16 protein-coding genes are annotated in these 20,947 nt (G+C 62.6%); 15 read left to right on the forward strand and 1 reads right to left on the reverse strand.

Features of this window, described 5'->3' with window-relative positions; all coding sequences use genetic code 11:
- Positions 1 to 814: 814 nt before the first annotated feature.
- The 14 genes from ACJ8PI_RS20140 to ACJ8PI_RS20205 all read left to right on the forward strand — a co-directional run bounded on the left by ACJ8PI_RS20140 (position 815) and on the right by ACJ8PI_RS20205 (position 18,043).
- Positions 815 to 2,251, forward strand: a complete 1,437-nt coding sequence (locus ACJ8PI_RS20140) for a sensor histidine kinase (protein WP_033635614.1) — start codon at positions 815 to 817, stop codon at positions 2,249 to 2,251.
- A gap of 3 nt (positions 2,252 to 2,254) precedes the next feature.
- Entirely contained in the window at positions 2,255 to 3,127 is an 873-nt protein-coding gene (qseG, locus tag ACJ8PI_RS20145) for a two-component system QseEF-associated lipoprotein QseG (RefSeq protein ID WP_442528152.1), read from the forward strand.
- Entirely contained in the window at positions 3,124 to 4,464 is a 1,341-nt protein-coding gene (glrR, locus tag ACJ8PI_RS20150) for a two-component system response regulator GlrR (protein WP_049194940.1), read from the forward strand. Before qseG ends, glrR begins: the two co-directional genes overlap by 4 nt.
- A 129-nt stretch (positions 4,465 to 4,593) precedes the next feature.
- Complete coding sequence (locus tag ACJ8PI_RS20155; RefSeq protein ID WP_025303930.1) at positions 4,594 to 6,216, forward strand: NAD+ synthase; 1,623 nt, start codon at positions 4,594 to 4,596, stop codon at positions 6,214 to 6,216.
- Positions 6,217 to 6,227: 11 nt separating this feature from the next.
- On the forward strand, positions 6,228 to 6,566 hold the full coding sequence (gene glnB / locus ACJ8PI_RS20160) for a nitrogen regulatory protein P-II (RefSeq protein ID WP_004847623.1): 339 nt from the start codon (positions 6,228 to 6,230) through the stop codon (positions 6,564 to 6,566).
- 285 nt (positions 6,567 to 6,851) lie between these two features.
- Positions 6,852 to 7,775, forward strand: coding sequence for a LysR substrate-binding domain-containing protein (locus tag ACJ8PI_RS20165; protein WP_038874511.1), 924 nt, complete (start codon positions 6,852 to 6,854; stop codon positions 7,773 to 7,775).
- Between the two features lie 115 nt (positions 7,776 to 7,890).
- Positions 7,891 to 9,354, forward strand: a complete 1,464-nt coding sequence (locus ACJ8PI_RS20170) for a gamma-aminobutyraldehyde dehydrogenase (RefSeq protein WP_164134622.1) — start codon at positions 7,891 to 7,893, stop codon at positions 9,352 to 9,354.
- A 73-nt stretch (positions 9,355 to 9,427) separates the two neighbouring features.
- Positions 9,428 to 10,582 carry a putative ABC transporter substrate-binding protein YdcS gene (gene ydcS / locus ACJ8PI_RS20175; protein WP_164134623.1) on the forward strand — a complete coding sequence of 385 codons (1,155 nt, stop codon included), beginning with the start codon at positions 9,428 to 9,430 and terminating at the stop codon, positions 10,580 to 10,582.
- 53 nt (positions 10,583 to 10,635) lie between these two features.
- On the forward strand, positions 10,636 to 11,664 hold the full coding sequence (locus ACJ8PI_RS20180; RefSeq protein ID WP_074027040.1) for an ABC transporter ATP-binding protein: 1,029 nt from the start codon (positions 10,636 to 10,638) through the stop codon (positions 11,662 to 11,664).
- Position 11,665: 1 nt separating this feature from the next.
- Entirely contained in the window at positions 11,666 to 12,610 is a 945-nt protein-coding gene (locus ACJ8PI_RS20185; protein ID WP_025303927.1) for an ABC transporter permease, read from the forward strand.
- On the forward strand, positions 12,600 to 13,406 hold the full coding sequence (locus tag ACJ8PI_RS20190) for an ABC transporter permease (protein ID WP_033648928.1): 807 nt from the start codon (positions 12,600 to 12,602) through the stop codon (positions 13,404 to 13,406). Before ACJ8PI_RS20185 ends, ACJ8PI_RS20190 begins: the two co-directional genes overlap by 11 nt.
- Before the next feature lie 35 nt (positions 13,407 to 13,441).
- On the forward strand, positions 13,442 to 14,866 hold the full coding sequence (gene patD / locus ACJ8PI_RS20195) for an aminobutyraldehyde dehydrogenase (RefSeq protein ID WP_033635609.1): 1,425 nt from the start codon (positions 13,442 to 13,444) through the stop codon (positions 14,864 to 14,866).
- An 85-nt stretch (positions 14,867 to 14,951) separates the two neighbouring features.
- Positions 14,952 to 16,862: an NAD(P)/FAD-dependent oxidoreductase gene (locus tag ACJ8PI_RS20200; RefSeq protein ID WP_103799206.1), complete on the forward strand. Its 1,911-nt coding sequence runs from the start codon at positions 14,952 to 14,954 to the stop codon at positions 16,860 to 16,862.
- Positions 16,859 to 18,043, forward strand: coding sequence for a c-type cytochrome (locus ACJ8PI_RS20205; RefSeq protein WP_164134624.1), 1,185 nt, complete (start codon positions 16,859 to 16,861; stop codon positions 18,041 to 18,043). Before ACJ8PI_RS20200 ends, ACJ8PI_RS20205 begins: the two co-directional genes overlap by 4 nt.
- Before the next feature lie 37 nt (positions 18,044 to 18,080).
- Here the strand turns inward: ACJ8PI_RS20205 and hmpA are convergent, their stop codons facing one another.
- The gene (hmpA, locus tag ACJ8PI_RS20210; protein ID WP_049194931.1) at positions 18,081 to 19,271 is read right to left on the reverse strand and encodes an NO-inducible flavohemoprotein; all 1,191 of its coding nucleotides are present in this window, start codon (positions 19,269 to 19,271) and stop codon (positions 18,081 to 18,083) included.
- Positions 19,272 to 19,628: 357 nt separating this feature from the next.
- On the opposite strand from hmpA, the gene glyA reads away from it, so the two are divergent.
- Positions 19,629 to 20,882, forward strand: a complete 1,254-nt coding sequence (glyA, locus tag ACJ8PI_RS20215; protein WP_004941389.1) for a serine hydroxymethyltransferase — start codon at positions 19,629 to 19,631, stop codon at positions 20,880 to 20,882.
- Positions 20,883 to 20,947 lie beyond the last annotated feature (65 nt).

Below are 20,947 nucleotides of genomic sequence, written 5' to 3' on the forward strand. Positions count from 1 at the left end.
AGTGTCTGCATTTTGCGACAGGCGCTATTTTCCCTGTCGCTAAATGGAGACATTTAACTATTTGATTTTATTAATGGTAAATGGGTTTGGCTTTAGTTGTCTGCATTTGGCGACAGCGCGGCGTTTTTTTCATCGCTCATCGGGGCGTGATGCACAAAGAAATTTGCTGATATAATCTTATTTTTTAATAAAATCATCTGGTTATTATTTTTATTGCAAAGTTGGCACGTAACGTGCATTATTCTCGGCGGCTGCTCATTCACCTTTTTATGACGGCGCCGTAATTAGACGGCAAATCGCCTCATAAGCCTCCGAATGATGCCAAAGAAATGGTGCCTATCGTCCAACCAAACCGATAACAGACCGTGCAAGCGGCTTTATCAAGCATCGGGCGACACGTGGAGTGAGGCACCGCCTGTATCCAACTGTGATGAAGGGTTCATCAATCCTGGATACTTACGGATGCTATTCGTCCTGTTCGATGCCAGCCGCTGCGCTACATCACCCTGGGGACGAGGTTTAAGGGCATCCACACTTTCCTTGCGTTGGGGCAAGTTTCTTGCCCCGATGTCAATTCTCAACGCTGCGCTTATCCCTGTTGCGTTGCCTATGCCCTCGAACGCAGACTCTATCCCCACACTCTCGTTTTCGCACCGGTTGATGTTGCCGGGGCCGCATGCCGTCGGCAGGCCAGGCCTATGGGCGCGGTTCACCGATCCCGCGGCTTTTTCCTTGCGCGTTCAGGATTCTCCCTTGCCGGGCTTTTCTCTTTCCGGCGAGTCAGTTAGCATCGTGACAGAGCTGAGAGAATGAGATGATTTCGTTGAAAAGATGGCGTTTATTCCCCCGTTCGCTGCGGCAATTGGTGCTGCTGGCCTTCCTGTTGGTGCTGCTGCCGCTGCTGGTGCTGGCCTATCAGGCCTACCAGAGCCTGGATCACCTCAGCGCGCAGGCGGCGGACATCAACCGCACCACGCTGGTGGACGCGCGGCGCAGCGAGGCGATGACCAGCGTGGCGCTGGAGATGGAGCGCAGCTATCGTCAGTACTGCGTGCTGGTCGATCCCACGCTGCAAAAGCTGTATCAGAACCAGCGCAAGCAGTATTCGCAGATGCTGGACGCCCATGCGCCGATTCTGCCGGACGAGCGCTATTATCAAACGTTGCGCCAGCTGCTGACCCAGCTGGCGGCGATCAAATGCCATAACAGCGGGCCGGATCAAGAGGCTTCCGCCTTGCTCGAGTCGTTCTCGCGCTCCAACGCCGAAATGGTGCAGGCCACGCGCGCGGTGGTGTTCTCGCGCGGCCAGCAGCTGCAGCAGGCCATCGCCGAGCGCGGCCAGTTCTTCGGCTGGCAGGCGCTGCTGCTGTTCCTGGTCAGCGTGCTGCTGGTGGTGCTGTTCACCCGCATGATCATCGGGCCGGTCAAGGCCGTGGAGCGGATGATCAACCGTCTGGGGGAAGGGCGCGCGCTGGGCAGCACCGCGTCGTTCAAAGGGCCGCGTGAGCTGCGTTCCCTGGCGCAGCGCATTATCTGGCTGAGCGAGCGGCTGGCGTGGCTGGAATCGCAGCGCCACGAGTTCTTGCGCCATATCTCGCACGAGCTGAAAACGCCGCTGGCCAGCATGCGCGAAGGCACCGAGCTGCTGGCCGACGAGGTGGCGGGGCCGCTGACTTCCGATCAGAAAGAGGTGGTGACGATCCTCGACAACAGCAGCCGCCATCTGCAGCAGCTGATCGAACAGCTGTTGGATTACAACCGCAAACTGGCCGATGGCCCGGCGGCACATGAGAACGTCGAGCTGCGCGAAATGGTCGATTTGGTGGTCGCCGCGCACAGTTTGCCGGCGCGGGCGAAGATGATTTCCACCGAAATTGCGCTGGAGGCGGAAATCTGCTGGGCAGAGCCTACGCTATTAATGCGCGTGCTGGATAATCTCTATTCCAATGCGGTGCACTACGGCAAGGAATCCGGTAACATTTGGATCCGCAGCCGTCAGGTTGGACAACGGGTGCAAATCGACGTCGCCAATACCGGCACGCCGATCCCCGAGGCTGAAAGAGCCATGATTTTCGAGCCTTTTTTCCAGGGTAGTCACCAGCGAAAAGGGGCGGTAAAAGGAAGCGGACTGGGGTTGAGCATCGCTCAGGACTGTATCCGTCGCATGCGCGGTGAGCTGCAACTGGCGACGGTCGCCGGTGCAGACGTCTGCTTCCGCATTGAATTGCCGTTAACCGCCGAGAATGAATAAATAATGTACACATGGTCTAAGCGCCTTCGTCTTTCACAGACCGAAGGTTCACCGCGTGCCACGCACAGGACGCCGCTCGGCAAACGCCCGATCGGCTGGTTGGGCGCCGTCTTCTTCATGCCGCTGTTGCTGGCGGGCTGCGTCGATCGCGCCGTCAGCGGCGGCCTGAACGCTCAGCAGCAAGAGGCGATCCCGGATACCAAGGTGATCGATTACCGCACCGCGGCTTGCGATACCCTGTGGCAGTTGGACGACAAGGACGCGCTGGATAACGCGCTCTACTGGCTGCGCGCGATGGACTGCGCCGATCGCATCGGGTCGACCCAGGCGCGCGCGCTGGCGAAAACGGTGCCTGGCGACAGCTGGTCCGTCGTTTTCAAACAGAGTATCCTGCTGGGCAGCGCGCAGCCGACTTCCGGCGAGCGCCGCCAGATGATCGACAGGATCAACAGCTACCGAATGGAGTTCCCCGGCTCGTTGCGGCCGCTGACGCAGCTGTGGCGCCAGCAGCAGATGCTGCAGATCACGCTGTTCGATGAAAAAGCGCGCTATCAGCATCTGCAGGAGAGCAGCGACAGCCAGATCGATTCGCTGCGCCAGAGCCAGGCGCGCTTGCAATCGCAGCTGCAGGACACCTCGCGCAAGCTGGAAAACCTGACCGACATCGAGCGTCAGCTCTCATCGCGCAAGCAGCTGCAAGGGGAAATACCGGACAACGGCACAGGCTCGCAAAAGGGCGAAGCCGCCGGTAAAAACGGCGCGGCCGCGAAAGGGGCTGAGCCGCAGGACGAACCGGAAAAGGGCACTGCGCTGCCGGTTGAACCGGAAGACACCTATACGCCGCCCCCTGCCAATAAGGAGTCCCACGCGCAATGACCGCACGCAAACCGGCCAACCTGTTATTGGTTGACGACGATCCCAGCCTGCTGAAGCTGCTGGGCATGCGCCTGACCAGCGAAGGTTTTCACGTCACCACCGCCGAAAGCGGCCAGGAAGCGCTGCGCCTGCTGGCGCGCGAACAGATCGATCTGGTGATCAGCGATCTGCGCATGGATGAGATGGACGGCATGGCGCTGTTCGCCGAGATCCAAAAACATCAGCCGGGCATGCCGGTGATCATTCTCACCGCGCACGGTTCGATTCCCGATGCGGTGGCCGCCACCCAGCAGGGGGTGTTCAGCTTTCTCACCAAACCGGTGGATCGCGATGCGCTGTACAAGGCCATCGACGAGGCGCTCGCGCTGTCGGCCAGCCCGGCCGGCGACGATGCCTGGCGAGAAGACATCGTCACCCGCAGCCCGTTGATGCTGCGCCTGCTGGAGCAGGTGAAAATGGTGGCGCAATCGGACGTCAGCGTATTGATCAACGGCCAGAGCGGCACCGGTAAAGAGGTGGTGGCGCAGGCGATCCACGCGGCCAGCCCGCGCGCCAGCAAGGCGTTCATCGCCATCAACTGCGGCGCGCTGCCGGAGCAGCTGCTGGAGTCCGAACTGTTCGGCCACGCCAAGGGCGCCTTTACCGGCGCGGTCAGCAGCCGCGAAGGGCTGTTCCAGGCGGCGGCGGGCGGCACGCTGTTCCTCGACGAGATCGGCGATATGCCGCTGTCGCTGCAGGTGAAGTTGCTGCGCGTGCTGCAGGAGCGCAAGGTGCGGCCGCTGGGCAGCAACCGCGATCTGGACATTGACGTGCGCATCATCTCCGCCACCCACCGCGATCTGCAAAAGGCGATGGCGAAGAACGAGTTCCGCGAAGATCTCTACTATCGCCTCAACGTGGTGAACCTGAAGATCCCGGCGCTGAACGAACGCGCCGAAGATATCCCGCTGCTGGCCAACCACCTGTTGCGCGAAGCGGCCCAGCGGCACAAGCCGTTCGTGCGCAGCTTCTCGACCGACGCCATGAAGCGGCTGATGACCGCCAGCTGGCCGGGCAACGTGCGCCAGCTGGTCAACGTCATCGAGCAGTGCGTGGCGCTGACCTCGGCGCCGGTGATCGGCGAAGCGCTGGTGGAGCAGGCGCTGGAAGGGGAAAACACCGCGCTGCCGACCTTCGCCGAAGCGCGCAACCAGTTCGAATTGCACTACCTGCGCAAGCTGTTGCAGATCACCAAGGGCAACGTGACCCAGGCCGCGCGCATGGCGGGCCGCAACCGCACCGAGTTTTACAAATTGCTGTCGCGCCACGAGCTGGACGCCAACGATTTTAAAGAATGACAGTTTGCCGCCGGTGCCTGCCACGCAGGTTCTCAACAAATCCGGCGGAATGATTTACACTCCGTTCTCTTTGCCGCGGCGCGCCCGGCGTAGAGCACCATGGAACGTATTAAGCGGGATCGTACACAAATGAGCAGATCACTTTCCATCGCCCTGGCCCAGCTGAACCTGCTGGTCGGCGACATTGAAGGCAACACCGAACGCATGTTGCAAATCGTGCAGGAGCAGCAGAAGGCGGGAGCCGATCTGGTCATGTTCAGCGAACTGGCGCTGTCCGGCTACCCGCCGGAAGATCTGCTGTATCGCAATGACTTCTATCAGCGCTGCGACGCGCAGCTGCTGCGCCTGCAGCAGGCCTCCGCCGAGACCGCGATCCTGGTCGGCCACCCGTGGCGCGAAGGCGACAAGCTGTATAACGCGCTGTCGCTGTTCGCCGAAGGCCGCCTGCTGACCCGCTACTTTAAACAGCAGCTGCCGAACTACGGCGTGTTCGATGAGAAGCGCTATTTCCACGCTGGCAACGACACCTGCGTGGTGGAACTGAAAGGCTACCGTCTGGGGCTGCTGATTTGCGAAGATCTGTGGTTCCCTGAGCCGATTGACGCCGCCAAGGCGGCCGGCGCGGAAATTATCCTGTCGATCAACGCCTCGCCGTATAACCGCGAAAAGCCGTATATCCGCAAAACCCTGATGGCCGGCCACTGCCAGCGCACCCAGCTGCCGCTGGTGTACCTCAATCAGGTCGGCGGCCAGGATGAGCTGATCTTCGACGGCTGTTCCAAGGTCTTCGACGCCGCCGGCACCATGACCCACCGTCTGGCGGCCTTCGACGAGCAAGTGACCCGCCTGGAATTCAACGAGCTGGCCGTGGTGCCGATGGCCGATCCGGCCGCCGAGCTGCCGCAGCTGGCGCAGGTGTACCAGGCGCTGGTGTTGGCGGTGCGCGACTACGTGACCAAAAACGGCTTTAAAGGCGCGGTGCTGGGGCTGTCCGGCGGCATCGACTCGGCGCTGACGCTGGCGATCGCCGTAGATGCGCTGGGCAAAGACAAGGTGCAGGCGCTGATGATGCCGTTCCGCTATACCGCGGACATCAGCATCGCCGACGCCAAGGAAGAGGCGGAAATCCTCGGCGTGGAGTTCGATATCGTCTCCATCGAACCGATGTTCGACGCCTTTATGGGCCAGCTGTCGCCGATGTTCGCCGGCACCGAGCGCGACACCACCGAAGAAAACCTGCAGGCGCGTTGCCGCGGGGTGGTGCTGATGGCGCTGTCCAACAAACGCCGCAGCATCGTGCTGACCACCGGCAACAAGAGCGAAATGGCGGTGGGATACGCCACGCTGTACGGCGATATGGCCGGCGGTTTCGACGTGCTGAAGGACGTGCCGAAAACGCTGGTGTTCAAGCTGTCCGAATACCGTAACACCGTCTCCTACGTGATCCCGCAGCGGGTGATCGATCGTCCGCCGTCCGCCGAGCTGGCGCCGGATCAGGTCGATCAGGACAGCCTGCCGCCATACGATATCCTGGACGCGATCCTGGAAGGCTACGTTGAGCGCGACAAGTCGGTTGCCGATCTGGTGGCCGAAGGGTTCGACGAAGCGATCGTGCGCAAGGTGATCCGCCTGGTGGACATCAACGAATACAAGCGGCGTCAGGCCGCCGTCGGGCCGCGTATCACCGCCCGTAACTTCGGCAAAGACCGCCGCTACCCCATCACATCCGGTTTTGGCCGCAAAAATTGGTAAAAGGAAAGAAGATGAAAAAGATCGACGCGATTATCAAGCCGTTCAAACTGGATGACGTCCGCGAAGCGCTGGCCGAAGTGGGCATCACCGGCATGACGGTCACCGAAGTGAAAGGCTTCGGCCGCCAGAAGGGCCACACCGAGCTGTACCGCGGCGCCGAGTACATGGTCGATTTTCTGCCCAAGGTGAAGATCGAGATCGTGGTTGCCGACGACATCGTCGACACCTGCGTGGAAACCATCATGCAGACCGCGCAGACCGGCAAGATCGGCGACGGCAAAATCTTCGTCTTCGACGTGGCGCGCGTGGTGCGCATCCGTACCGGCGAGCAGGACGAAGAAGCGATTTAATGTGATCGTCTACCGAGCACCGCCAGCTTGAGCCTGGGCAGTGCTCGGTCTCCTCACGTACTGCGTGTACGCTCCGGGCCCTGCGCGCTGGCCGTGCCCAATCTGGCCGGCGCTCGCTACGCCCCACACCTCAGTGAACATCTCCCGACCTCTCCACAATTCTGGTTATTTTCACCATTAGCATTCTAAAAAAGCGAACGCTATCGCGTTTTTGATACTTTGCCCGATCGCTTCACGGCCGGCGTCTACACTCAACGCAATGTTTTTGCTTGAGGAATCATCCCCATGATGACGTTACGCCAAATCCGCCACTTTATCGCGGTGGCGGAAACCGGGTCGATCTCCGCCGGCGCCCAGGCGGTGTTTGTCTCCCAGTCTTCGCTGACGCTGGCGATCCAGCAGTTGGAAACCGAGATCGGCGTGCGGCTGTTCGATCGCCACGCCAAGGGCATGACGCTGACCCATCAGGGGCATCAGTTCCTGCGCCAGTCGTATCTGATCCTGGCGACGGTGGACAACGCCAAGCGCAGCCTGCAGATCGGCACCGAAAGCCTGACCGGCAAGCTGACCGTCGGCGTCACCAGCCTGGTGGCCGGCTACTTCCTGGTGGAGCTGCTCACGCGCTTTAAATCGGCCTATCCCAACGTCACCGTGCAGGTGGTTGAAGACGAGCGCCCGTATATCGAGCACCTGCTGGTCAGCGGCGAGATCGACATCGGCGTGCTGATCTTGTCGAACATCGAAGACCGCGACGCGCTGCAGACCGAGGTGCTGATGCACTCGCCGTATCGCCTTTGGCTGCCGCCGCTGCACCCGCTGCTGGAGCACGAGAGCATCAGCCTGGCGGACGTGGCCAAACAGCCGCTGATCCAGCTCAACGCCGATGAAATGGACGTGCACGCGCGGCGCATCTGGTCGCGCGCTGGGCTGAAGCCGGAGATCGCCATGAAGACCGCCTCGACCGAGGCGGTGCGCAGCCTGGTGGCGGCGGGGATGGGGGTCTCCATCCAGCCGGACATGGCGTACCGCGCCTGGTCGCTCGAGGGCAACATGATCGAAGCGCGCAAGCTGGACGATCTGCTGGAGCCGCTGGATATTGGGCTGGCGTGGCGGCGCGGCAGCGCGCGGCCGGAGCTGGTGACGCCGTTCCTTACCATCGCGCGCGAGAACGGCAGCAAACACGCCGCCGGGCTTAAGCATTCGATTTAATCGAACGCGGCGTTCAGTATTTAGAATTTGTTGCCCGCCAGAGGCTCGCTTAGGCTGATTAAAACTAACTTATTCACATTTGGTTAACGTTTTTGTCACTTAGGGGCGTCAGGCGATGGCAGATGTGCAGGTTCTCTCAGGTTTGTCCTGTCAGCAGTTCATTAACGGTCAGCTTATCGACGGCGAAGGCCAGCAGGAGTGCATCGTCAATCCGGCCAACGGCGAGACGCTGATCGCCCTGACCGAAGCCTCTTCGGCGCAGGTCGGCGGCGCGGTGAAGGCCGCACAGCAGGCGTTCGGCCACTGGTCGCGCACCACGCCGGCCCAGCGCGCCGCTCTGTTGCTGCGCATCGCCGACGCCATCGAGCGGCAGGCGCCGCAGCTGGCGCAGCTGGAAGCCCTCAACTGCGGTAAACCGCTGCATCAGGCGCTCAATGACGATCTGCCGGCGGCGGTCGATGTGTTCCGCTTCTTCGCCGGCGCGGTGCGCACGCAGCAAGGGCAGCTGGCCGGCGAGTATGTGCCGGGCCACACTTCGATGATCCGCCGCGATCCGATCGGCGTGGTGGCCTCGATCGCCCCCTGGAACTACCCGCTGATGATGGCGGCGTGGAAGATTGCGCCGGCGTTGGCGGCGGGCAATACCGTGGTGTTTAAACCGTCCGAGCATACGCCGCTGACCATCTTGGCGCTGGTGCCGGCGCTGCAGGAGATCCTGCCGCCGGGCGTGCTGAATATCGTCTACGGCGGCGGGGAAGGGGTCGGCAGCCAGCTGGTGGGGCACCCGCAGGTGCGGCTGGTGTCGATCACCGGTGATATCGTCACCGGGCAAAAAATTCTTCAGGCGGCGGCCAAAAGCGTCAAGCGCACCCACCTGGAACTGGGGGGCAAGGCGCCTGTTATCGTCTGCGACGACGCCGATCTCGACGAGGTGGTCAACGGCATCCGCACCTACGGCTATTACAACGCCGGCCAGGACTGCACCGCCGCCTGCCGCATCTATGCGCAGGCGGGCATCTATCCCAAGCTGGTGGACGCGCTGGGCGAGGCGGTTGCCAGCCTGCGCTTCGCCCGCAAGCGCGATCAGGACAACGAGATCGGCCCGTTGATAAGTAGCCGCCAGCGCGATCGCGTCGCCAGCTTCGTCGAGCGAGCGCTCAGCCAACCGCATATCGAATTGATCACCGGCGCCGCGGCCCACTCCGGGCCGGGGTTCTACTACCAGCCGACCCTGTTGGCGGGCTGCCTGCAAAGTGACGAAATCGTGCAGCGCGAGGTGTTTGGCCCGGTGGTCAGCATCACGCGCTTCGAACACCTGGAGCAGGCGGTCGAGTGGGCCAACGACTCGGAATACGGGCTGGCTTCGTCGGTGTGGACGCAAAATATCGATCGGGCGCTGCACATTGCCGCCCATCTGCAGTACGGCAGCACCTGGATCAACACCCATTTCACCTTGGCGAGCGAGATGCCGCACGGCGGCCTGAAACGCTCCGGCTACGGCAAGGATCTGTCCAGCGATTCACTGCAGGATTACAGCGTTGTCAGGCACGTAATGGCGAAGTTCAAAGCCGGCTTCTAGCGGTTCTATAAAGCAAAATCAGGCGGCAGCCGTTCCCTGCCGCACACAGATACGCAACACAGGGGTAATTACGATGAGAAAAACTACCGCAGTCACCACCACCGTCTCCGCGCTCTGTCTCACCGTGCTGTGCGGTCTGGCCCAGGCGGCCGATCTGCCGCAGTCGCTGGGCAAAGGCGAAGGCCGGTTGGATATCATCGCCTGGCCCGGCTACATCGAACGCGGCCAGTCCGACAAAAACTACGACTGGGTCACCCAGTTTGAGAAGCAAACCGGCTGTGCGGTGAACGTGAAGACCGCCGCCACCTCTGATGAAATGGTCAGCCTGATGGCCAAGGGCGGCTACGATCTGGTGACCGCCTCCGGCGACGCCTCGCTGCGCCTGATCTTCGGCAAGCGGGTGCAGCCGATCAACACCGCGCTGATCCCTAACTGGAAGAACATCGATCCGCGCCTGCTGAACGGCGCCTGGTACACCGTGGACGGCAAAACCTACGGCACGCCGTACCAGTGGGGGCCGAACCTGCTGATGTACAACACCAAAACCTTCCCGACGCCGCCGGACAGCTGGGCGGTGATCTTCCAGCAGCAGAACCTGCCGGACGGCAAGAGCAACCAGGGCCGGGTGCAGGCTTACGACGGCCCGATCTACATCGCCGACGCGGCGCTGTTCCTGAAGGCCACCCAGCCGCAGCTCGGCATCAGCGATCCATACCAGCTCAACGAAGAGCAGTATCAGGCGGCGCTGAAGCTGCTGCGCAGCCAGCACGCGCTGATCCACCGCTACTGGCACGACACCTCGGTGCAGATGAGCGACTTTAAAAACGAAGGCGTGGTGGCCTTCAGCGCCTGGCCGTATCAGGCCAACGCCCTGAAGGGTGAGGGGCAGCCGATCGCCACCGTGTTCCCGAAAGAGGGCGTGACCGGCTGGGCGGACACCACCATGCTGCATGCCGACGCCAAGCACCCGAGCTGCGCCTACCAGTGGATGAACTGGTCGCTGGAGCCGAAGGTGCAGGGCGACGTGGCGGCCTGGTTCGGGTCGGTGCCGGCTTCGCCGGCGGGCTGCAAGGCCAGCGCACTGCTGGGTGAGAAGGGCTGCGAAACCAACGGTTTCAACCAGTTCGACAAAATCGCCTTCTGGAAAACGCCGCAGGCGCAGGGCGGCAAGTTCGTGCCGTACAGCCGCTGGACCCAGGATTACATCGCCATCATGGGCGGCCGCTAAGCCGCGGGGCGCAGCCCGCTGCGCCCGAATTACATCAGTATGGAGCACAGAAAATGACCATTGCCGTGCAATTCATCGATGTTTCGCGGACTTTCGGCGATGTTCGCGCCGTGGATCGGGTATCCATCGACATTCAGGACGGGGAATTCTTCTCCATGCTCGGGCCGTCCGGCTCGGGTAAAACCACCTGCCTGCGCCTGATCGCCGGCTTTGAACAGCTCTCTTCCGGCTCGATTCGCATCCACGGCCAGGAAGCCGCCAACCTGCCGCCGTACCAGCGCGACGTGAATACGGTGTTTCAGGATTACGCGCTGTTCCCGCACATGTCGGTGCTGGAAAACGTCGCCTACGGCCTGATGGTGAAGGGCGTCGCCAAACGCGAGCGGCTGGCGCGGGCGCAAGAGGCGCTGGAGAGCGTGGCGCTCGGTTTCGTTGCCGAACGCAAACCGGCGCACCTGTCGGGCGGCCAGCGGCAGCGCGTGGCGTTGGCGCGCGCGCTGGTCAATCGGCCGCGGGTGCTGCTGCTGGACGAACCGCTCGGCGCGCTGGATCTCAAGCTGCGCGAGCAGATGCAGGGCGAGCTGAAGAAGCTGCAGCGCCAGCTGGGCATCACCTTTATCTTTGTCACCCACGATCAAAGCGAAGCGCTGTCGATGTCCGATCGGGTGGCGGTGTTCAATAACGGCCGCATCGAACAGGTGGATACGCCGCGCGAGCTTTACATGCGGCCTAAGACGCCGTTCGTCGCCGAATTTGTCGGCACCTCCAACGTGGTGCGCAGCGAGCTGGCGCAGCGCCTGCTCGGCGAAAGCCGAACCTTCTCGATCCGGCCGGAACACATCCGCCTGCTGGAGCTGGGCGGCGCGGCGCAGGACGAGATCCAGGTGCAGGGCACGCTGCAGGAAATCCATTACCAGGGCGCGGCCACGCGGTATGAAATCGCGCTGCATGGCGGCGAAAAGCTGCTGGTCAGCCAGGCCAATCCGCAGTGGCTCGCCGAAGGGCAACAGCGGCAGATCGGCCAGCCGATCGTCGCCTGCTGGCCGCGCGCGGCGATGGTGCCGCTGCTGGAGGAGAGGTGAGATGGACATGAGCATCGATTCCCCCTCGGCGCGCGGCGGCACCGTGCGCGCGCTGTCGACCTGGCTCTATCGCCGGCCGACGCTGTATCTGCTTTTGCTGCTGGTGCCGCCGCTGCTGTGGTTCGGCGCGGTGTACCTCGGTTCGCTGCTGACGCTGCTGTGGCAAGGGTTTTACACCTTTGACGATTTCACCATGGCGGTGACGCCGGATCTGACCTTCGCCAACCTGGCGGCGCTGTTCAACCCGGCCAACTACGACATCATCCTGCGCACGCTGACCATGGCGGTGCTGGTGTCGCTGGCCAGCGCGGTGCTGGCGTTCCCGATCGCCTATTACATGGCGCGCTACACCAGCGGCCGGGTCAAGGCGTTCTTTTACATCGCGGTGATGATGCCGATGTGGGCCAGCTATATCGTTAAAGCCTACGCCTGGACCCTGCTGCTGGCGAAAGACGGCGTGGCGCAGTGGTTCCTGCAGCACCTGGGGCTGGAGCCGCTGTTGGCTTCGCTGCTGACGGTGCCCGGCGTCGGCGGCAACACGCTGTCGACCTCAGGGCTGGGGCGTTTTCTGGTGTTCGTCTATATCTGGCTGCCGTTCATGATCCTGCCGATCCAGGCGGCGTTGGAGCGCCTGCCGCCTTCGCTGCTGCACGCCTCGGCGGATCTGGGCGCCCGACCGGCGCAGACCTTCCGCCACGTCATTTTGCCGCTGGCGGTGCCGGGCATCGCCGCCGGGTCGATCTTCACCTTCTCGCTGACGCTGGGCGACTTTATCGTGCCGCAGCTGGTGGGGCCGCCGGGCTATTTCATCGGCAGCATGGTCTACGCCCAGCAGGGCGCGATCGGCAATATGCCGATGGCCGCGGCCTTTACGCTGGTGCCGATCGTCCTGATCGCCATCTACCTTTCCATCGTCAAACGTCTGGGGGCTTTCGATGCACTCTGAACGCGCGCCCTTAGGGCTGAAGCTGGCCGCCTGGGGCGGACTAATCTTCCTGCATTTCCCGTTGGCGATCATCGCCATCTACGCCTTCAACACCGAGGATGCCGCTTTCAGCTTCCCGCCGAAGGGGTTTACGCTGCACTGGTTCAACGTTGCCGCCGGGCGGCAGGATATCCTCGATGCGGTGCTGCTGTCGGCGCAGATCGCCTGCCTGGCGACCGCCATCGCGCTGGTGCTCGGCACCCTGGCGGCGGCGGCGCTGTATCGGCGCGATTTCTTCGGCAAGGACAGCATTTCGCTGCTGTTGCTGCTGCCGATCGCGCTGCCGGGGATCGTCACCGGTCTGGCGCTGCTGGCGGCGTTCAAGGCGCTGAACATCGAGCCGGGCATCCTGACTATCGTCGTCGGCCATGCGACGTTCTGCGTGGTGATCGTGTTCAACAACGTCATCGCCCGATTCCGCCGCACCTCGTACAGCCTGATCGAAGCGTCGATGGATCTCGGCGCCGACGGCTGGCAAACCTTCCGCTACGTGATCTTGCCGAACCTCGGCTCGGCGTTGCTGGCCGGGGGCATGCTGGCGTTCGCGCTGTCGTTCGATGAAATCATCGTGACCACTTTTACCGCCGGCCATGAGCGCACGCTGCCGCTGTGGCTGCTGAACCAGCTCGGTCGCCCGCGCGATGTGCCGATTACCAACGTGGTGGCGCTGTCGGTAATGCTGTTGACCATGCTGCCGATCCTCGGCGCTTACTACCTGACCAAAGGTGGGGAAAGCGTCGCCGGCAGCGGCAAATAATTTCCTTACCCGACCTCTGATAAAAGGATAACCCTATGCAAAGCCAACTGTTGATTGACGGCCAACTGGTGAATGGCCAGGGCGCGACCCAGCCGGTGTATAACCCGGCGACCGGCGAAGTGATTGCGCAGGTGGCGGAGGCCAGCCCGGAGCAGGTCGATCGCGCGGTGCTGGCGGCGGACGCCGCGTTCGCCGCCTGGGGGCAAACCACGCCGAAAGAGCGCGCCGAGCATCTGCTCAAGCTGGCGGATCTGATCGATGCGCATGCCGAGACTTTCGCCAGGCTGGAGTCGCTCAACTGCGGCAAGCCTTATCACTGCGTGTTGAACGATGAACTGCCGGCGGTGGCCGATGTGTTTCGCTTCTTCGCCGGGGCCAGCCGCTGCCTGACCGGCATGGCGGCCGGCGAGTATCTGGCCGGGCATACCTCGATGATCCGCCGCGATCCGCTGGGCGTGGTGGCCTCGATCGCGCCGTGGAACTACCCGCTGATGATGGCGGCCTGGAAACTGGCGCCGGCGCTGGCGGCGGGCAACTGCGTGGTGATCAAGCCTTCCGAGCAGACGCCGCTGACCACCTTCAAACTGGCCGAACTGGCCGCCGGGCTGTTCCCGCCGGGCGTGCTCAACGTGCTGTTCGGCCGCGGCGCAAGCGTCGGCGATCGGCTGACCGGGCATGACAAGGTGCGCATGGTGTCGCTGACCGGCTCGATCGCCACCGGCGAGCACATCATCGCCCACACCGCCGCCGGCATTAAGCGCACCCATATGGAGCTGGGCGGCAAGGCGCCGGTGCTGGTGTTTGACGACGCCGATCTGCAGCAGGTGGTGGACGGCATTCGCGGCTTCGGTTTCTACAACGCCGGGCAGGATTGCACCGCCGCCTGCCGCATCTACGCGCAGAAAAGCATTTATCCCGAGCTGGTGAAGCGGCTGGGCGAGGCGGTGGCCAGCCTGAAGATCGGCGCGCCGGACGACGAGAGCACCGAGCTGGGGCCATTGATTACCGCCCAGCATCTGGAGCGGGTCGCCGGTTTTGTCGAGCGAGCCAAAGCCTTGCCGCACGTGCAGGTGGTGACCGGCGGCGAGAAGGTGAAGGGGCCGGGTTACTACTTCCAGCCGACGCTGCTGGCCGGCGCGCGCCAGGAGGATGAAATCGTGCAGCGCGAGGTGTTCGGCCCGGTAGTGACGGTGACGCCGTTCGACGACGAAGAGCAGGTGCTGGCCTGGGCGAACGAATCCAACTACGGGCTGGCGTCGTCCGTGTGGACCCGCGACGTGGGCCGTGCGCATCGCTTAAGCGCCCGCCTGCAATACGGCTGCACCTGGGTGAACACCCACTTCATGCTGGTGAGCGAAATGCCGCACGGCGGCCAGAAACTGTCCGGCTACGGCAAGGATATGTCGATGTACGGGCTGGAGGATTACACCGCCATTCGTCATGTGATGTTCAAACATTGATTTTACAATAATTATCCGCACAATAGCGCGGCCTTCGGGCCGGCCCCGGCCGGCCGATGATAATAAAAATTGAAAGGAAGCCTATATGGGTATCACCCGACGCGATTTTCTCAACGGGGTGGCGATCACCATCGCCGCCGGGTTGACGCCGCTGCAAATCTTGCGCGCGTCGCCGCAAACCGCCAATCAAACCCTGTACTACCCGCCGGCGCTGACCGGGCTGCGGGGTAACCATCCGGGCTCGTTCGAGCATGCGCACCAGTTGGGGCGCGACGGCAAAACCTTTGATTTCGGCAGCGTGCCCGCCGTTGAAGAGTTCGATCTGGTGGTGGTCGGCGCCGGCATCAGCGGGTTGGCGGCCGCCTGTTTCTGGCAGCAGCTGAAAGGTGAGCAGCAGCGCATTTTGCTGATCGACAACCATGACGACTTCGGCGGCCACGCCAAGCGCAACGAATTCAACACCGACGACGGCATGCTGCTCGGCTACGGCGGCAGCGAATCGCTGCAGTCGCCGCGCTCCAACTTCAGCCCGGTGGCGATGGGGCTGCTGCGCAATCTCGGCGTCGATATCGATCGGCTGGAGCAGGCGTTTGACACCACCTTCTACCCGGATCTGAACCTGAGCCGCGGGGTTTACTTCGATCGCAAGAACTTCGGCGTCGACAAGGTGGTGAGCGGCGATCCGGGCCGCACGGTGGCGGACGACATTCCGCGCGATCGTCTCAACGGCCGCTCTTATGAAGCGTTCATCGGCGATTTCCCGCTGCCGGAAAGCGATCGCCAGGCGTTGATCGCGCTGCATACGGTGAAGAAAGATTATCTGCCGGAGATGACGCTGGAGCAGAAGATCGAGTGGCTCGATACCCACAGCTACACCCAGTTCCTGCGCGAGAAGGTGGGCCTGAGTGAGCTGGCGATCCGTTATTTCCAGCAGACCACCAACGATTTCCAGGCGGTGGGCATCGACGGCACGTCGTGCAGCGATGCGCGCATCTGCGATCTGCCGGGCCTTGACGGCATGAATCTGCCACCGCTGGACGAGGAGTCGCAGGCGGATCTCGACGATCCTTACGTGTTCCACTTCCCGGACGGCAACGCCACGCTGGCGCGCCTGATGGTGCGCAAATTGATCCCGGCGGTGGCGCCGGCTGGCAACGACATGAACGACGTGGTGCTGGCCAAATTCGACTACGGCCAGCTCGATCGGCCGGAATCGCCGGTGAAGCTGCGTTTGAACAGCACCGGGCTGCATGCGGCCAACGTTGGCGACAAGGTGGAAGTCACCTACATGACCGGCGAGAAGATGACCAAGGTGCGCGCCGGGCAGGTGGTGATGGCCGGCTACAACATGATGATCCCATACCTGGTGCCGGAGATGTCGCACGAGCAGCAGGAGGCGTTGAAACAGAACGTCAAGTCGCCGCTGGTGTACAGCAAGGTGGTGATCCGCAACTGGCAGCCGTTCATCAAGCTGGGCGTGCACGAGATCTATTCGCCGGCCGCGCCGTACAGCCGCGTGAAGCTGGATTACCCGGTGAGCATGGGCGGGTATCAGCACCCGCGCGATCCGGATCGGCCGATCGGCCTGCATATGGTGTACGTGCCGACGCTGCCGGGCAGCGGCCTCAGCCCGCGCGAGCAGTCGCGCAAAGGGCGCGCGCTGCTGCTGGGCACGCCGTTCGAGGTGCACGAGCAGATGATCCGCGAACAGCTGCAGGGCATGCTGGGCGAGGCCGGTTTCGACCATCAGCGCGACATTCAGGCGATCACCGTCAACCGCTGGTCGCACGGTTACTCCTACTTCCTCAACGGGCTGTTTGACGACGAAGACGAGGCCACGAAAATCATCGAAACGGCGCGGCAGCCGATCGGCAAGATCGTTATCGCCAACTCCGATGCCGACTGGAGCCCGTACGCCAACTCGGCTATCGATCAGGCGTGGCGCGCGGTGAATGAACTGGCCTACGGCAAGGTTGCCGCCAAGGAGGGAGCATGAGTCTGCGTTCGCTGTACCTGTTGAGCCTGCTGGCGGCAGGCGGCTCGGCCCAGGCGATGTCGGCCGGGGAATACGTCGCCAAAGCCGGTGACTGTACCGCCTGCCACACCGCGCCGGGCGGCGCCGAATTGGCGGGTGGCATGAAGTTCCCGACGCCGCTCGGGGCTATCTACGCCACCAACATCACGCCGGACAAGCTGCACGGCATCGGCGCCTATTCGTTCGAAGAGTTCGATCGCGCCATGCGCCAGGGGGTAGCCAAAGACGGCCACCGGCTCTACCCGGCGATGCCGTACACCTCGTACGCCAAAATGAGCGCGGAAGACATGCGCGCGCTGTATGACTATCTGATGAAAGAGGTGCCGGCGCAGAACGTGGCCAACCGCGCCAGCGACATCAGCTGGCCGCTGTCGATGCGCTGGCCGTTGGCGGTGTGGAACCAGCTGTTCCACGACGACCAGCCGTATCAGGCGGATCCGCAACAAAGCGCCGAGTGGAACCGCGGCGCCTACCTGGTGCAGGGCGCGGGCCATTGCGGCAGCTGCCACACGCCGCGCGGCTGGGCGATGCAGGAGAAGGGGCTGGACGGCAAGGAGCCGGTGTTCCTGAGCGGCGCCGAGCTGGACGGCTGGTACGCCTCCAATCTGCGCGGCCTGCCGCCGGAAGAGGTGACGGCGCTGCTGAAAACCGGCCGCAGCCGCCATGCGGCGGTCGCCGGGCCGATGAGCGAGGTGGTGACCCACAGCACGCAGTATCTCAGCGACGGCGATCTGAACGCCATCGCGGTGTACCTGCGCAGCCTGGTGCCGGAAACCGCCGCCAAAGCCGCTGCGCCTGCCGCGCAGGCAGATAACCCGGGCGGCAAGGCGACCTACGCGATGTACTGCTCGACCTGCCACGGCAACAAGGGGGAGGGCACCGACTTCGCCATTCCGGCGCTGGCGGGCAATGCCACGGTAACGGCGGACAATCCGCTGACCGCGCTGCGGGTGGTGCTGGAGGGGGCGCATACGCCGATCACGCAGCAGGCGATGGCGTTCGACATGCCGGCTTACGGCTGGGCGTTGAACGATCGGCAGGCGGCGGATCTGATGAGTTATCTGCGGGGAAGCTGGGGCAACCAGGCGGCGCCGGTGACGGTGCAGCAGGTGCAGGACGCGCGCCAACTGCAGGCGAAATGAAGAGGGAGCGCGGTCTGACGGCCGCGCTCCGCAAGCATTACAGCACCTTATGCGGGCCGAAGCATTCGTAGTGGATGCGTTCGGCTTCTACGCCCATTTCCAGCAGCTGTTTGCCCACGAACTGCATGAAGGCCACCGGGCCGCAGAAGTAATAGTGCATCTGCGGATCGGCCAGGCTGCCTTGCAGCGCGCTCAAATCCATCAATCCGCGGCTGTGGTAGTCGCGGCCTTCCACGTCATCGGCGCCCGGCTCGCGGTACCACACATGGCGGCTCAGATTCGGCATGCGCCCGGCAATATCCGCCACTTCATCGGCAAAGGCGTGCACGCCGCCGTTTTCCGCCGCGTGCAGCCAGTGGACCTGCGCCTGATGCTGGTTGTCGTGCAGGGTGTTGAGCATGCCGAGCATCGGGGTTTGGCCGACGCCGGCGGAGATCAGCGCCACCGGCGTGGTCGGCGCCACGTCGAGGAAGAAGTCGCCGTGCGGCGGGGCGATGTAGATCACGTCGCCTTCCTGCGCCTGCTGGTGCAGGTAGTTGGACACTTTCCCCTGATCTTCGCGCTTCACCGCGATGCGGTAGAACTCGCCGTTCGGCGAGGTGGTCAGCGAGTACTGGCGAATTTCCTGATGTTCCAGGCTGTCGTGCTTGATGTAGACCGCCAGATACTGCCCCGGTTTGAAGTCCGCCACCCGGCCGCCGTCCACCGGCGCCAGCACGAAGCTGCAGATCACGTCGCTCTGCGGCTGTTTCTTCAGGATGCGGAACGCGCGCAGATCGCGCCAGCCGCCGTTGTCGGTTTCACTCTGCTGATAAATCTGTTCTTCACGCTGGATAAACACGTTGGCCAGCACGCCGTAGGCCTTGCCCCAGGCGTCCAGGACTTCCTGACCCGGGCTGAACATTTCGTCCAGGGTCGCCAGCAGGTGACCGCCGACGATGTTGTACTGCTCCGGCTGGATATTGAAGCTGGTGTGCTTCTGCGCGATGCGCTCCACCGCCGGCAGCAGCGCCGCCAGGTTCTCGATGTTGGCGGCATAGGCGCAGATGGCGTCGAACAGCGCCTGACGCTGATCGCCGTTGCGCTGGTTGCTCATGTTGAAAATGTCTTTCAATTCCGGGTTGTGCGCGAACATGCGATCGTAAAAGTGGGCGGTCAGCTTCGGCCCGGTCGCAGCCAGCAGGGGAAGGGTGGATTTCACGGTGGCGATGGTTTGGCTATCCAGCATGGAAGCGCTCCTTGGGTTGGGATCTTGACGATAATTGTAATGATGCATTTTAAATGCATCTTATTGGGTTCCGCGTCGCTTGTAAATACCCTTGTTTTCGTTGCGGTGTTCTTCGGGCGTCGATCGCGCTCACAGAACATGAAAAAAGCGCATCGTTCGCATGAGGAAATGTCCGTTGATAAACGGCGGCGTTTAGCGGATCAAAGCCTTGCGCCACCTTATGCCAATCGTTTGCGTAAAAACCTCTGTCAAGACCTATCTTCGGTGGGGCGAAACGGTTTACACTGTGGCCCAGAGCCCAAACGGGTAGTTATTTGGTGATTTTTTAGTTAGCTGATTTAAGTCAGGAGATGCCGGATGTTAAAGCGTGAAATGAACATTGCCGATTACGATGCGGAACTGTGGCGTGCCATGGAGCAGGAAGTGGTGCGTCAGGAAGAGCACATCGAGCTGATCGCGTCTGAGAACTACACCAGCCCGCGCGTGATGCAGGCTCAGGGTTCCCAGCTGACCAACAAATACGCTGAAGGCTATCCGGGCAAGCGTTACTACGGCGGCTGCGAATACGTGGATATCGTTGAGCAGCTGGCTATCGATCGCGCCAAAGAATTGTTCGGCGCCGATTACGCCAACGTGCAGCCGCACTCCGGCTCCCAGGCTAACTTCGCCGTGTACACCGCGCTGCTGCAGCCGGGCGACACCATTCTGGGCATGAACCTGGCGCATGGCGGCCACCTGACCCACGGTTCCCCGGTCAACCTGTCCGGCAAACTGTATAACGTGGTGCCTTACGGCATCGACGACAAAGGCCAAATCGACTATGACGATCTGGCCAAGCAGGCGCAAACCCACAAGCCGAAAATGATCATCGGCGGCTTCTCCGCTTACTCCGGCGTGGTTGACTGGGCCAAAATGCGCGAAATCGCCGACAGCATCGGCGCTTACCTGTTCGTCGACATGGCGCACGTGGCGGGCCTGATCGCCGCCGGCGTCTACCCGAACCCGGTACCGCACGCGCACATCGTCACCACCACCACCCACAAAACCCTGGCGGGCCCGCGCGGCGGCCTGATCCTGGCGAAGGGCGGCGACGAAGAGCTGTACAAAAAGCTGAACTCCGCCGTGTTCCCTGGCGGCCAGGGCGGCCCGCTGATGCACGTGATCGCCGGCAAGGCGGTGGCGCTGAAAGAAGCGATGGAGCCTGAGTTCAAGGTTTACCAGCAGCAAGTGGCGGTCAACGCCAAGGCGATGGTGGAAGTGTTCCTGCAGCGCGGCTACAAAGTGGTCTCCGGCGGCACCCATAACCACCTGTTCCTGCTGGATCTGGTCGACAAAAACCTGACCGGTAAAGAAGCGGACGCCGCCCTGGGCCGCGCCAACATCACCGTCAACAAAAACAGCGTGCCGAACGATCCGAAAAGCCCGTTCGTCACCTCCGGCGTGCGTATCGGCACCCCGGCCGTCACCCGTCGCGGCTTCAAAGAAGCCGACGTGCGCGAACTGGCCGGTTGGATCTGTGATGTGCTGGACAACATCAACGATGAAGCCACCATCGAACGCACCAAGAAGAAAGTGCTGGATATCTGCGCCCGCTTGCCGGTTTACGCGTAATCCCGCTTTCGCCCTATAAAACCCGCTGCGGCGGGTTTTTTTGTGGCCGCTCGCGGCAAACTGTG

It is taken from the genome of Serratia sp. CY82433, assembly GCF_052166535.1.
Lineage (GTDB): Bacteria > Pseudomonadota > Gammaproteobacteria > Enterobacterales > Enterobacteriaceae > Serratia > Serratia sarumanii.

Bases quoted from the DNA above. Each gene is read 5' to 3' on its own strand.
- ACJ8PI_RS20140 (WP_033635614.1), top strand. From the start codon at position 815: ATGATTTCGTTGAAAAGATGGCGTTTATTCCCCCGTTCGCTGCGGCAA.
- ACJ8PI_RS20190 (WP_033648928.1), top strand. From the start codon at position 12,600: ATGCACTCTGAACGCGCGCCCTTAGGGCTGAAGCTGGCCGCCTGGGGC.
- ACJ8PI_RS20200 (WP_103799206.1), top strand. From the start codon at position 14,952: ATGGGTATCACCCGACGCGATTTTCTCAACGGGGTGGCGATCACCATC.
- glyA (WP_004941389.1), top strand. From the start codon at position 19,629: ATGTTAAAGCGTGAAATGAACATTGCCGATTACGATGCGGAACTGTGG.
- glrR (WP_049194940.1), top strand. From the start codon at position 3,124: ATGACCGCACGCAAACCGGCCAACCTGTTATTGGTTGACGACGATCCC.
- ACJ8PI_RS20180 (WP_074027040.1), top strand. From the start codon at position 10,636: ATGACCATTGCCGTGCAATTCATCGATGTTTCGCGGACTTTCGGCGAT.
- ydcS (WP_164134623.1), top strand. From the start codon at position 9,428: ATGAGAAAAACTACCGCAGTCACCACCACCGTCTCCGCGCTCTGTCTC.
- ACJ8PI_RS20170 (WP_164134622.1), top strand. From the start codon at position 7,891: ATGGCAGATGTGCAGGTTCTCTCAGGTTTGTCCTGTCAGCAGTTCATT.
- qseG (WP_442528152.1), top strand. From the start codon at position 2,255: ATGTACACATGGTCTAAGCGCCTTCGTCTTTCACAGACCGAAGGTTCA.
- ACJ8PI_RS20205 (WP_164134624.1), top strand. From the start codon at position 16,859: ATGAGTCTGCGTTCGCTGTACCTGTTGAGCCTGCTGGCGGCAGGCGGC.
- glnB (WP_004847623.1), top strand. From the start codon at position 6,228: ATGAAAAAGATCGACGCGATTATCAAGCCGTTCAAACTGGATGACGTC.
- patD (WP_033635609.1), top strand. From the start codon at position 13,442: ATGCAAAGCCAACTGTTGATTGACGGCCAACTGGTGAATGGCCAGGGC.
- ACJ8PI_RS20155 (WP_025303930.1), top strand. From the start codon at position 4,594: ATGAGCAGATCACTTTCCATCGCCCTGGCCCAGCTGAACCTGCTGGTC.
- hmpA (WP_049194931.1), bottom strand. From the start codon at position 19,271: ATGCTGGATAGCCAAACCATCGCCACCGTGAAATCCACCCTTCCCCTG.
- ACJ8PI_RS20185 (WP_025303927.1), top strand. From the start codon at position 11,666: ATGGACATGAGCATCGATTCCCCCTCGGCGCGCGGCGGCACCGTGCGC.
- ACJ8PI_RS20165 (WP_038874511.1), top strand. From the start codon at position 6,852: ATGATGACGTTACGCCAAATCCGCCACTTTATCGCGGTGGCGGAAACC.